Annotated in this window: 6 protein-coding genes; all 6 read left to right on the top strand. The window is 55.3% G+C overall.

Annotated elements, in window-relative coordinates; genetic code table 11:
* The 6 genes from M2298_RS18865 to M2298_RS18840 all read left to right on the top strand — a co-directional run bounded on the left by M2298_RS18865 (position 1) and on the right by M2298_RS18840 (position 13,937).
* On the top strand, positions 1-4,791 hold the full coding sequence (locus tag M2298_RS18865) for a type I polyketide synthase (protein WP_280648886.1): 4,791 nt from the start codon (positions 1-3) through the stop codon (positions 4,789-4,791).
* Entirely contained in the window at positions 4,791-9,506 is a 4,716-nt protein-coding gene (locus M2298_RS18860) for a type I polyketide synthase (RefSeq protein WP_280648885.1), read from the top strand. The genes M2298_RS18865 and M2298_RS18860 overlap by 1 nt, the downstream gene beginning before the upstream one ends.
* Positions 9,507-9,529: 23 nt before the next feature.
* The gene (locus M2298_RS18855; protein WP_280648884.1) at positions 9,530-10,645 is read left to right on the top strand and encodes a hypothetical protein; all 1,116 of its coding nucleotides are present in this window, start codon (positions 9,530-9,532) and stop codon (positions 10,643-10,645) included.
* A gap of 87 nt (positions 10,646-10,732) precedes the next feature.
* Positions 10,733-11,818 carry a Gfo/Idh/MocA family protein gene (locus M2298_RS18850; RefSeq protein WP_280648883.1) on the top strand — a complete coding sequence of 362 codons (1,086 nt, stop codon included), beginning with the start codon at positions 10,733-10,735 and terminating at the stop codon, positions 11,816-11,818.
* Positions 11,815-12,756, top strand: coding sequence for an ROK family protein (locus M2298_RS18845; RefSeq protein ID WP_280648882.1), 942 nt, complete (start codon positions 11,815-11,817; stop codon positions 12,754-12,756). Before M2298_RS18850 ends, M2298_RS18845 begins: the two co-directional genes overlap by 4 nt.
* On the top strand, positions 12,753-13,937 hold the full coding sequence (locus M2298_RS18840) for a DegT/DnrJ/EryC1/StrS family aminotransferase (protein WP_254223105.1): 1,185 nt from the start codon (positions 12,753-12,755) through the stop codon (positions 13,935-13,937). The genes M2298_RS18845 and M2298_RS18840 overlap by 4 nt, the downstream gene beginning before the upstream one ends.
* Positions 13,938-13,961 lie beyond the last annotated feature (24 nt).

The following is a 13,961-nucleotide window of genomic DNA, read 5'->3' as shown; positions in this document are numbered from 1 at the left end:
ATGGCAAAAAAAGAAGAGATGTACTCCTATATATTGCAGCAGGTCGGCTCCGGGCAATTGGACAAAAACATTGCCGCACACCTGATTCATTATTTGCGACAGGATCAGCAAAAGGAGACGGATAACGACATTGCCATTGTGGGGATCGCCGCCCGGCTAGGCCAGGCCGACACGGATGCCCGGCTGGAGCAGCTTCTGCACCTGGGCATCGACTCCATCCAGGATATCCCGGCAAACAGGCAGGAAAATGCTGCCCTTTTCCTGCCCATGCTTCCCATCGACCAAGCCAAAGCGCAGTTTGACCGAGTTGGATATTTGCCCGAGATCGATCAGTTTGATCCGGGCTTTTTCCAAATATCCCCACGCGAAGCAAGTCTGATGGACCCGAATCAGCGGCTGTTTTTGCAATTGGCCTGGGAAGCGATCGAAGAGGCTGGCTATGGGGGCGCGAAGCTGGCAGGCAGCAAGACAGGGGTGTTTATTGGCTACAGCACGGATTTTGGCGAAGTGTACAAAAAAGGTATCCAGTTGCTGGCACCGGAAGCGATGGGGATCGCGATCCCCGGCAACATCCAATCGATTATCGCCAGCCGCATTTCGTACCTGCTCGATTTGAAGGGGCCAGCCGTCGCCATCGATACGGCTTGCTCCTCTACTCTGGTCGCGATTCATTTTGCCTGCCGCCAGCTCATCGAAGGTTCTTGCGATCTGGCATTGGCAGGCGGAATCAAGCTGCACCTTTTCCCGCTGAAAAGTCATGAGCACGTCAAAATCGGGATTGAGTCCTCAGACGAAAGAACGAAAACGTTCGATGCCAGCTCCGATGGCACTGGAAAAGGCGAGGGCATGGGAGCCGTTCTGTTGAAGCCGCTGAAAAAGGCGCTGGAGGATCGCGACCATATCCATGCGGTGATTAAAGGCAGCGCGATCAACCAGGACGGCAATTCGATCGGCATCACCGCGCCAAACTCGAAAGCGCAGGAAGAAGTCATTTGCGAGGCATGGGAGATAGCTGGCATCGATCCCGAGACGATCAGCTACATCGAAGCGCATGGAACGGGCACAAAGCTAGGCGATCCGATTGAAATAGAAGGAATTTCTCGCGCATTTTCGCGCTATACGAAGAAAAAGCAATTTTGCGCCATCGGTTCGCTCAAAACCAACATCGGCCATCTCGATCATGCCGCCGGAATTGCTGGCTTGGTAAAAGTAATCCACGCCATGAAAAGCAAAAAGCTGTTTCCTTCGCTGCATTTTCAAAAGCCGAATCCAAATATTGATTTCAGCTCGTCCGCGGTTTATGTGAACGACCAGCTGCGCGAATGGAGCACAGCCGGAGCGCTGCGCACGGCAGGGATCAGCTCGTTCGGGTTGAGCGGCACGAATTGCCATATGGTTTTGCAAGAAGCTCCGCCCGCTTTTGCCGAGCGACAGCAAGCAGCTTCGCTTCATTTGCTTCCGCTGTCCGCCAAGGAAGAACAGGTGCTGTTGACACTTGTCGCGGAATATGCCGCTTATGTATCCCGCAATCGGCAAGTTGATCTGGACGATTTGTGCTACACGGCGAGCACAGGGCGCGGTCACTACAGTCATCGGCTGGCGATCGTTTTTACCGACTGCGACGATCTGCTCAGCAAACTGGAACAGCTCAAGAAACACGGTCTTGCCTCGGGAGAAAACGTGCGCTACCAGGTTCACGAAGGGGAAGCGGGCGGCGACACAACCATGGGGCGGGCTGGGGCGGGCGTCTGGCGAAGAGTGACAGAGGAAGAAAAGCAAGTACGGACGCTGCAGGCTGAGCAAAAACTGCAAGACATGAAAAGCGCTTTGCCAAACAGAGAGTTGCCTGCCTATGTGTCCTTGGGAGAGCTGTACGTCGCAGGCGCCGAAATCGACTGGGAGCAACTGTACGCGGGGATCGCTTGCAATCGCATCAGCCTGCCTGTCTATCCTTTTCAAAAAGTTCGCTGCTGGCTCAACCAGGAGGACTTCGCGGCCTACAAACAGTCGCCCGCACGTCCACAAGAGCTGCGGCATCCGCTGCTCACGAGCTTGCCTGCAAGGGAAAGTGCTTCCGGCGAGGTGACGTATACCGTCGGCTTGTCGGTCAAAGACGATTGGGTTTTGAACGAGCATCGCGTGGGCAGCGAGTATGTTTTGCCTGGCACCGCCTACATCGAGCTGCTGCTGGAAGTGGGCAGGCAGCAAGGCGGGCTTGCCGTCATCAAGGACCTCGCCTTTTTGCAACCTTTTTCGCTTCAGGACGGGGAGAACTGCGAACTGCACATCGCGGTGAAAAAAGCGGGCGAAGAAAAGCATTTTTCCATCGCCAGCAAAGATCAGTTGGACGGCTCGTGGCGCAAGCATGCAGAAGGAAAGCTGTGCCACCCGACGCAAGAGCAAAAACGTGTAGACCTGCCGGCTCTCATGCAGAAGCTCCCGGTGGCTGCCCGCGCAGCCGATCTGCAAGCGAACGGAGCCTACATCGCGACAGGCGCTCGCTGGGACAACTTGCAGGAATTGCGATTGGCAGGTGCAGAATGTCTGGTTGCCATCCAGCTTGCCGAGCCGTATCGCGCAGAAACCGCTCGCTACCACTATCACCCGGCGATGCTGGACAACGCGGCAAATATCGCGATTCGCAGCATCGATGAGCAACTGTATTTGCCGTTTTACTATCAGGAAATTCGCGTCCACGCCCCGATCCCTTCCGCCATTTACAGCTATGTGCGCCAGCGGGAGCAAGGGGAAGACAACCAGACGGCGACCTTTGACATCGACATCGTCAATTCCGCTGGCGAGGTGCTTGTGGAAATCGAAGGATACACGATCAAGCAGGTGCGGACACAGTTGACGGCTGCGAGCTATTACGAAAAAGACTGGATCGTGCAAGAAGCGCAAACGGTATCTCCTTTGCCAGCAAAAGCGGACGAAACGGTCGTCGTGTTCACAGGGGAAGGCGAGCTGGCGGAGCGGCTTCGGCAGCAGCTTGGCGTTGTCTACGGAGACGTGATCGAGGTCGCCTTTGGAAAAGAAGCAGGGCAGGTCAAGGATCGCGAGGATTACCATCACTTGTGGCCGCAATGGCAACAGCAGGCGAAAAAGGTCAGGAAGATCATTCATCTGCTGAGCATGACGGACGCCAGCGCCCCAGCGGAAAAAGGACTCGATGACGCCGAGCAAAGAGGCTTTTACAGTCTGTATTATTTGCTCGACAGTCTGTTTGCCCAGCCGAGTAGCGGGAAGGAATGGGAAATCATCCTCGTCGGCGACCACGCCAACCGCGTCACAGGCGATGAGATCACCCTGCGGCCGGAGCACGGCTGCTTGCTTGGCCTTGGCAAAGTGGCACGAGAAGAGTTCCCTCACGTTCGCATCCGGTTCATCGATGTCGACGCGCATACCGATCCGCGTAAGGTCGTGGAGGAATTTGCGGTCGCAGCTGCCCCGTACCAGGTAGCGTATCGCCACAACAAGCGATATGTGGAACGTTTGCAAGAAACGACACTCGCACCAGCAGAAGACAGGGACGCAATCAAAGCAGACGGCGTCTACGTAATTACAGGCGGAATCGGAGGACTGGGTCTGGAAATCGGCAAAGAGATCAGCCGCTTGCAACAGGTAAACCTCCACCTCATCAGCCGCCAAGGCTTGCCTGCGCGCGAGACGTGGACGGAGATCGAAGCGGCAGGAACGGATCAGCAGCGAATCCAGCAGATCGCTTCTATTCGCGAGATGGAAAAGCAGGGTGCGCACGTGCAGATTCACGCGGCAGACATTAGCGAAGAAAGCCAGCTTCGGCAAGTGCTTGAGAACATTCGCAAAGAAGCTGGAGCGATCCATGGCGTGATTCATTGCGCAGGCGTAGCCGGAGAAGGGTTGCTTGTGCGCAAGCCGGAAAGCCGCATCCGGGAAGTGCTGGCTGCCAAGGTGCAAGGCACCCGGCTGCTCGATCAGCTCACCGCAGCGGACAATCTCGATTTCTTTGTGATGTTTTCCAGCATGAACACGGTGACTGGCGGTGCAGGCCAGAGCGATTACGTCGCGGCCAACAGCTACCTCGACCTGTACGCCTCGTACATGCGCCAAACAGGCAAAAAGGCGCTGACGATCAACTGGCCGCTCTGGCGAGATGTAGGAATGGGGCAGGCGTATGATGTGGACAATCGCCACAGTCCTTTCGAGAGCCTTGCGCCCAGACAAGGGGCGGCGATCTTTGCAGAGCTTTTGCACGCCGACCAAAGCCAGATCATCGTCGGTCAGTGGAAGCGCCGACTCACGAAAGAGACGATCGGACACAGCCTGGCGCACGATTACGTCCTGAGCGATTTGCTGGCAAGCTTTTTCCGCGGACAGCTCGAAGCTCCACGCGAGGAAAAAGCGGATCGTCCTGGCGAGCAGCAGCCGCTGCGCATTTTGGATCAGGACGAAACGAGCTTGTCTGCGACAGAAAGAGAAGTCGCGAAAATTTGGGCGCAAGTTCTCGGCGTCAAAGAAATCAGCGTTTCCGCCAAGTTCAACAGCATGGGAGGCAATTCTATCCTGGCTGTCTATTTGTTCCGGCTTCTCGAAGAAACGTACGGGCCAATTCTCAATATTTCCGATGTGTTCACTTATTCCACGATCTCGGAGATGGCTGATTACATAGATAGCAAGCAGCAGCCTAGTGCAGGTGCCGCAGATGCCGCCAGCGAAACGACGACGCTGGATTTGCTGCAGCGGCTGGCCAGCCGGGAAATCTCCGTACACGAAGCGCTCGGCGCCTACAAAAACAAAGGGGGAGGTGTGTAATGACGGCAGTAGAACAACTCATTTTCGAACTGGTCGCTTCGCAAAAAATACATCCGACCGATGCTGCCGCGTTGCTTGCGCAGTGTCAAAAGCTGACCGAGCCGATAGCGGACAAAGAAATCGCGATTATCGGCATGGCAGGCAAATTTCCAAAAGGAGAAAACCTCGCCCGCTTTTGGGAGCAACTGAAGCATCAGCAAAATTGCATCGACGAGTTTCCCGATTCACGCGTTCGCGATTGCATCGACGAGCGTTTATGGGGCAAAAACGACAAAAATCAATGGTTTTTTAAAGGCGGGTATTTGGAGCGGATCGATCAGTTTGACCCCGGCTTTTTCCAAATCTCGCCTGTCGAAGCGAAATTCATGGACCCGATGCAACGATTGATGCTGGAAACGTCCTATCAAGCGATCGAAGACGCCGGATACTACTACAAAGAGCTGAGCGGAACGAATACAGGCGTCTACATCGGCACGGATCATACGTGGGGGCAATGGTACCGGGACAATGCGGCGGAAAAAGACCCGCTGCTGTTGTCCGGCACCTGGTCAGCGATCTTGTCGAGCCGGATTTCGTATTGGCTGAATGCAAAAGGGCCAAGCCTGGTCATCGACACCTCGTGCTCATCGGGACTGGTCGCCGTTCATGAAGCGTGCCGGGCGATTCAGTCCGGCGTTTGCGACATGGCGATCGCCGGAGGGATTCACCTCAATTACAGCCCGATCAAAAATCCGATGCTCGGTCTTGTCGAGTCGGAAGATTATCTCATCCGCACCTTCGACAAGCGGGCAAACGGAACGGTTTGGGGAGAAGGAGTCGGCGTCGTCATCCTCAAGCCGTTGCAGCACGCGCTTCGCGATCGGGACCACATTTACGGTGTGATAAAAGGAAGCGCCGTAAATAACGACGGAACATCGGACGGAATCACGGCACCAAACTCGCGCGCGCAGGAAGAAGTCATTTGCCAAGCGTGGCAGGAAGCCGGAGTTGCCGCCGAAGCGATCTCGTACATCGAAGCTCATGGCACCGGAACCAAATTGGGAGACTCGATCGAGATTGACGGACTGGTCAAAGCGTTTTCCCGCCATACGAAGAAAAAACAGTTTTGCGCGATCGGGACCGTCAAGACGAATATCGGACATACGGTTGGGGCATCGGGGCTGGCATCGTTGCTCAAAGTGATGCTGGCGATCCGCCAGGGCCAGCTTCCGGCGAGCATCAACTTTTTGGAAGCGAATCCGTTCATTGATTTCTTTGCTTCCCCTGTCTATGTCAATGATCGTCTCCAGGAGTGGACGACTGCGGGCGAACCGAGAATCGCCGGGATCAGCTCGTTTGGCTTTAGCGGCACCAATTGCCACATGGTCGTAGGAGAAGTACCCGCCAGGCAGCAAAAGCCGGAGAGTGTCGATCCTTCGCTCTATTTGCTTCCGCTGTCTGCCAAAGACGAAGCGGTGCTGTTCAAGCTCGTCGAGGAATATGTCGCGCATTTATCGCAAAACCGGGAGCTTGATCTGGAAGATTTGTGCTATACGGCGAGCACGGGACGCGGCCATTACAGCCATCGCTTGGCGATCATTTTCACCAGATACGACGATTTGCTCGCCAAGCTGGGGCACCTGAAACGACACGGGCTTGCTTCCGGCGAGCAAGTATTGTACCAGGTACACGAGATCGTCGTCAGCGGAGGAGCGACAGAGCAGCAGCTCGGCGCGAAGAAAAAATGGACCGAGCGGGAGAAGCAGGAGCTGTCCCGGCAAGGAGAGGACTTGCTGACAGCCAAGACGGCGCAAGGAAAAGACGCTTCCTTTTACTTGGCTTTGGGCGAACTGTACGTCTTGGGAGCAGCGATCGACTGGAAACGGATGTACGACCCAGCCAGCTGCAGCCGTCTCAGTCTGCCCGTCTATCCGTTTCAGAAAACGCGTTGCTGGGTGGAAAGCAGCAGCCAAGGCTATCGGCAAGCCGTGCCGCAAACGACAGGGCACCCGCTGCTTCGCGGGACAACGTGCGACAGCCTTGAACAGACGGTGTACACGACCTCTTTTTCCGTGGCGACAGACTGGGTCGTGAGCGAGCATCGAGTGGGCAGCGAGTACGTATTGCCTGGCACGGCCTACATCGAGCTGCTGCTGGAGGTCGGCAGGCAGCAGGGCGGGCTTACCGTCATCAAGGAGCTTGCCTTTTTGCAGCCCTTTTCGCTTCAGGAAGGGCAGAGCCACGAGCTGCAAATCACGCTGAAAAAAGCGGACGGTGAACATCACTTCTACATCGCCAGCAAAGATCAGACAGATGGCTCGTGGCGCAAGCACGCGGAAGGGAAGCTGTGCCGCCCTATGCAGGAGCAAAAGTACGTAGATTTGGCGGCTCTCCAAAAGGCGTTCCCTGCGGCTCGCGACACGCCGGACTTGCAGACAGATGGGGGCTTTATCACGACAGGAGCGCACTGGAACAACATCAAGGAGCTGCGGGTTGGCGAGAAGGAGTGCCTGGTTGCCATCGAGCTTTCCGAGTCGCAACGCGCAGAAGCAGCGCACTACCACTATCATCCAGCCATGCTGGACAACGCGGCGAACATTGCGATACGCAGCATTGATGAGCAGCTGTATTTGCCGTTTTACTATCAGGAGATTCGCGTCTATGGCCCGATCCCTTCCGCCATTTACAGCTATGTGCGTCAGCGGGAGCTGGGGGAAGGAAATCAGACGGCGACTTTTGACATCGACATCGTCAATCCCGCTGGCGAGGTGCTTGTGGAAATCGAAGGATACACGATCAAGCAAGTGCGCACGCAGTTGACGGCGGCGAGCTATTACGAAAAAGACTGGATCGTCCAAGAGGTGCAAACAGCATCCCCTGCGCCAGAAAAAGCGGACGAAACGGTCGTCGTGTTCACAGGGGAAGGCGAGCTGGCCGAGCAGCTTCGGCAGCAGCTTGGCGCTGTCTACGGAGAAGTAATTGAAGTCGGCTTCGGAAAAGAAGCGGGGCAGGTCAAGGATCGCGAGGACTACCATCACTTGTGGCCGCAATGGCAACAGCAGGCGAAAAAGGTCAGGAAGATCATTCATCTGCTGAGCATGACGGACGCCAGAGCCACAGAGGCAAAAGGATTCGATGACGCCGAGCAAAGAGGCTTTTACAGTCTGTATTACTTGCTCGATAGCCTGTCTGCTCAGCCAAGTAACGGCGAGGAATGGGAAATCATCCTCGTCGGCGACTACGCCAACCGCGTGACAGGCGATGAGATCACTCTGCGGCCGGAGCATGGCTGCTTGCTCGGTCTTGGCAAAGTGGCACGAGAAGAGTTTCCGCACGTTCGCATCCGGTTCATCGATGTCGACGCCCATACCGATCCGCATAAGGTCGTGGAGGAATTTGCGGTCGCAGCTGCCCCGTATCAGGTAGCGTATCGCCACAACCAGCGGTATGTGGAGCGTTTGCAGGAAACGACACTGGCAGCAGCAGAAGACAGGGACGCAATCAAAGCAAACGGCGTCTACCTAATTACGGGCGGAACCGGAGGACTGGGCCTGGAAATCGGCAAGCAGCTCAGCCGCTTGCATCCGGTAAACCTCCACCTCATCAGCCGCCAAGGATTGCCTGCGCGCGAAACGTGGACGGAGATCGAAGCGGCAGGAGCAGATCAGCAGCGAATCCAGCAGATCGCCTCTATCCGCGAGATGGAAAAACAGGGTGCGAGCGTGCAGATTCACGCGGCAGACATTAGCGAAGAGAGTCAGCTCAGGCAACTGCTGGAAACGATCCGCACCGAGTCTGGCACAATCCATGGCGTGATTCATTGTGCGGGCGTAGCCGGAGAAGGGCTGCTAGTGCGCAAACCGGAAAGCCGCATCCGGGAAGTGCTGGCTGCCAAGGTAAAAGGCACCCGGCTGCTCGATCAGCTCACCGAAGCGGACAATCTCGATTTCTTTGTGATGTTTTCCAGCATGCACACCGTAACAGGCGGCATCGGGCAGAGCGATTACGTTGCGGCCAACAGTTACCTCGACCTGTACGCCGCGTACATGCGCCAAGCAGGCAGAAAGGCGCTGACGATCAACTGGCCGCTCTGGCGAGAAGTGGGGATGGGGCAAGCCTACCAAGCCGACAACCGCCAGAGCCTGTTCGAGAGCCTTACGCCCAGACAAGGGGCGGCGATCTTCACAGAGCTTTTGCACGCAGAGCAATGCCAGATCATCGTCGGCCAGTTGAAGCGCCGACTTGCGAAGGAGACGATCGGGCACAGTCTGGTGCACGATTACGTGCTGGGAGAAACCATCGAGAGGGCCGTCACGCAGGCGATTGGCAGCGGCAGCTATCCGGCAGACTCGTCAGCCACAGAAACTACGATCATTAAAGAAGCAGACCATCAGGAGATTACGGCGTGGGACCAGGAGATCGCGCACATCTTGGCGAGAGTGCTGGGACTTGAAGAGATCAGCATTTTTGCCAACTTCGAGGACTTGGGCGGCAATTCGCTGCTCGCGGTCAGACTGCAAAAGGAGCTGGACGCAGCCTATCCCGGCGTCTTCATGATTTCGGATATTTTTTCGTATCCGACCGTTCACGATATGGCGGCTTATTTGGAGCGAAAGCGCGCCACCCCGGCAAAACGCAGCATGACGATCGAGCAAATCATGAATGATTTGGAGCAAGGCACAATAACGGCGGACGAAGCCGATCTGCTGATCAGAGAGATCAGCGAGCAAGTCTAGCATGATCGCGGAGGTGAGAAGCATTGGAAGCGTTTTCGCTACCCGTTGAGCCATTCAACGGCACATGGGTGAATTGTGTTAACAACAATTTGATTTCGATATTGATGAACCACGACAAAAACTTCGCGTACGCCCCGTGCCTGGCGCAAGCACAGTATCAGCTACATTCCGTCGCAGACGACGGCAGTCAGGAAGCGGCAGAGCACAGCAGCCAGGCGCATGAAGAAGGAAGCCTGCTGCTGGACGTTGTCCGCGCGCTGGATTTTTCTTCTGTGCTGGATTTCCAAACCCACTCCTTGGAACCAGCAGACAGTGTGCACTTGGCCATCAAGCAGTTTTTGCACAGCGGATATTACGTGTTTGTCGATTTGGACCGCTTTCATTACCCTTCTGGCGTGGACGCGGAAAAGCACCGGCAAATTCACCCTGCTTTTCTGTACGGCTACGACGAACAGACGAAATCTTATCTGTTGATTGAGGATTGCATGCAGCCGAGCAAAATGGAACCATACGCGCTTCCCTACGATTGCTTCGACCGGGCCTTTGCAGCCGCGCAGACGTCTTCCCTGATTGTCACGCGCGTAAAGGAACAAGAAGAGGTGGCGTTTTTTTCCAGGTGCACAAAAGAGCTGATTAGCGCGAATCTCCAGACGCTTCTGCGGGAAGAGTGCAAACCATACAAAACCGATCATGCAGGAAATTCGCTCATTTCCACAACGTACGGACTGTCTGCGATCAAGCAATTCGCAGACAGCCTGGAGGCGAGATTGTTCGGGATTTCCCTTTCGCAGTTTCAGCGCAAGGCGGTGGCGCTCAAAAACCCGTATTTCTTTCGCAAGTCTACCGTTCATTTGCCTTTGATCTTGCATAAGCAAAACTGGGTGAGCGAGCAAGAATTTCAGCAGCTGAGCAGCGAGTATCAAACGCTGTGCCAGGAGTGGGAGTTATTCGGAAACTCGCTGATCAAATGTTATTACAAGAGCTGCTACAGCAAGGCTTCCACCCCGGCGCATCAGCGCGAAATCGAGTCGTTGCGAGAGCTGCTCGGCGGCATGTACGAAAAAGAAAAGCGCGTAGCGTCGCTCACGCTTGAGCTTTTGACATGCTCGACAGCATCGGGACAAACAGGAAATTTTTGATAAAAAGCGGATAAAAAGGAAGGAAAAACCTTTCGCATAAACGAATGAGTCAGAACCAACAGATGACAGATGAAGAGGATGAATGCTTTGGCCGAACAACGTCACATGTCCATAGGGATTGTCGGAGCCGGGTGGATCGCTGAACACGCGCATCTCCCGTGCTTTTTGTCGCTTGATAACGTGTCCGTGCGAGCGATATACGATACGGACGAGGCACGGGCTGCGCGCCTGGCCGAACAGGCGGGAGCGGCGGCGTGCTCACGTCTAAGCGAGATCGGACAGGTCCCTTTGGATGCCGTCATTTTATGTACGCCCAATCACACCCACTACGAAATCGCCAAGCACTTCCTGGAAAAAGGCATCCACGTGCTGTGTGAAAAGCCGATGACGACCACAGCGAAAGAAGCGGAGTCATTGCGCCATCTGGCAGAAGAAACCGGAACCGTTTTGATGATGGGCTTTGTCAACCGTTACCGTGACGATATCCGGGAGCTTCGTTCACGAATCGCAGCCGGGCAAATTGGCGAGGTGCAAATCTGCGAAGTCAGCTGGCGCCGCAAAAGAGGGATTCCCCGACCGGGAAGCTGGTTTACGCAAAAGCAGCTTTCGGGAGGGGGCGTCCTCATCGATTTGGGTAGCCATATGCTCGACCAGCTGCTTTTTTTGACGGGTGCCGAGGAGCCTGTTGCTTGCCTGGGCAGCTTCCATTCCCGTCCGGTTTTCACTCAGGAAGGGTACAGCAATTGGCTGGGCAGCTCTGAATCGGAAAAGGTTGAAGTGGAGGATACGGCAGTAGGCATGATTCAGTTTGCCAACGGTATGCTCGGCAAGGTGCATGTAAGCTGGCAGGACGATGTAGCAGGAGATTTTGTGCAAATCCATCTGAAGGGCGAGCGGGGAAGCTTGACGCTGAATACCTTGTTCGGCTTCAGCGATCAAGGATTGTACAAACAGCCCCATTTGCTGCTGACGTTTGCTGGTCAAGAGGTCCAGTATTTTCCCTTGCCTGCAAAGCCAGATCCGCTTGTTGCTTTTCAACGCCAGGCGGAGCAGTTTGTGGCGTGTATCCGCGAAAAAAGCCAGCCCGTTCCCTCTGCACAAGATGGCGAAAAAGTGGTTCGACTGATCGAGCTTCTCTATCAATCGGTGCGCAAAGGACTTGTTGTCACATGAGCGCTGGACTCGTCGCTGTTGATCTTGGCGGTTCTACGGCGAGAATGGCGCTCTTCGCTCTCGGTGGCGCCACGATGCTGGAAACTGCCCGGCTGGAATTGGGGCAGGAAATCGAACCGCTGCAAGCCATTTCGCAAGTCATCAGCGTCATCGAAGGCTGGGAACAGAGGGCGCAGATGGAAATACGCAGCATTGTAATCGGGCTGGCTGCTGTGCATGATGCCGCAGGAACCATTGTCACTTGGCCAAATCGTCCGGAATGGAACGGCTTTGCCTTCCGCGATACTTTCGCCGCCTTGGCAGGCAAGCCTGTCGTGCTGTTTGACGATGCCAATCTCGCGGCGCTCGGCGAGTATGCTTTTGGCCTTGAGCATTCGGTCCAACATCTGCTGTATACAGTAGTCGGGACCGGAATTGGCAGCTCGCTTGTATGGCAGGGCAATGTGTATACAGGGGCAAGGGGCGCAAGCGGAGAACTGGGCCATATCACGGTCGATCCTTGGGGAGAAAAATGTCCCTGCGGAGGGTTCGGCTGCTTGCAAATGTACGCGTCTGGCCGGGCGGTGGAACGCATCGCGCAAGCCAAAGGGCTGTCGGTTGCAAAAGCGAGTGACGTGTTTCATTTGGCCGCTGCGGGAAACGCAACAGCACAGGCAATCGTCGACGATTCCTTGCGAATGCTGGCGATCGGGATTGCCAACGCTGTGCGCCTGTTCGACCCGGATATGGTTGTCGTCGGCGGCGGCATGGCAAGCAGATTTCCGGAACATTATCGCTCCCTGGAAAAACGCGTTCAACAGTTCCTCGGCACCCTGCCGCAGCAGAATGTCCGCGTAAAACTTTCCGCCCTGGGAGACGATGCGGCACTTTGGGGCGGGATCGCTTACGGTTTGCAAATGTTTGAAAAAAATAAAGAAATGGAAGGTGTTCGCAAATGAGTAACCTGACAGAAAGATTCCCAAGCTGGCCAATGGCAGATGAAAACCAGGAAAAAGAATTGCTGGAAGCGCTGCGCAGCAATCAATGGTGGCGCATGTCCGGCACAAAAGTAAAAGAATTTGAACGAGTATTTGCCCAGATGCACCACGCCAAGCATACGCTGGCCGTTACAAACGGAACACACGCGATCAAGCTGGCTTTGCAGAGCCTGGGAGTCAAGCCGGGTGATGAAGTGATCGTTCCGGCTTTTACCTTTATCTCGACGGCGTTGCCAGTCATCAGCTTGGGCGCGATCCCTGTCCCTGTAGACGTAGACCCCGGCACCTTTTGCCTCGATCCGGTAAAAGTGCGGGAAGCGGTTACGCCGCGCACAGTCGGGATGATTCCTGTGCATATGGCGGGACACCTGTGCGATATGGACCAGCTCCAGCAGATTGCCGATGAGTTTCATCTGTTTATTATTGAAGACGCCTGCCACGCGCACGGCGGTGAATGGAAAGGAAAACGCGCAGGCAGCATGGGTGATGCCGGGGTGTTCAGCTTCCAGCAATTTAAACTGATGACGGCGGGAGAAGGCGGCGCGCTCATCACGAATGCTCAAGATTTGTATGACCAGGCTTTCCTGTACCACAATGTGGGCCGTCCAGTTGGCGACAAAAAGTATCAGCACCTTGTCGAAGGTTCCAACTATCGGATTTCCGAATTTCAGGCTGCTGTCCTGCTGCCGCAAACCGCGCGCCTCGCTGAGCAAAACAAGCGCCGCGAGTACAATGCGCAAGTTCTCGATGCGGAAATGAAGGAAATCGATGGCATCATTCCGCAAATCCGTCAAGAAGAGTGCACGATCCATACGCACTACATGTACATGTTCTACTACAATCCGGTCGAATTTGGCGGGATCACAAGAGAGCGGTTTGTGGAAATGCTGAACGAACAAGGCATTCCCGCTTACATTGCCTACACGCAGATTCACGATACGCCAATCTTCAAGCAGTTCGTCGCCGATCTGGGCGATAACTACGCTTTCCCGAACCAGTTGCACTGCCCTGTCTCGAAGAAAATTGCCGAAGAGGTCATCTGGATTCATCATCGGGCACTGCTGGGTGATGCGGAATCGGTCAAAGGGATCGCCCAAACGGTCAGGGAACTGCAAGCGAGCACAAAAGCAAAGCTCGTATAGCCCACCCAGGGCCGAAAAAATTTC

It is taken from the genome of Brevibacillus sp. 1238 (assembly GCF_029892995.1).
Taxonomy (GTDB): Bacteria; Bacillota; Bacilli; order Brevibacillales; family Brevibacillaceae; genus Brevibacillus; species Brevibacillus parabrevis.
Note: the sequence above shows the minus strand (reverse complement) of the source record. Positions and strands in the feature narration are given on the sequence as shown.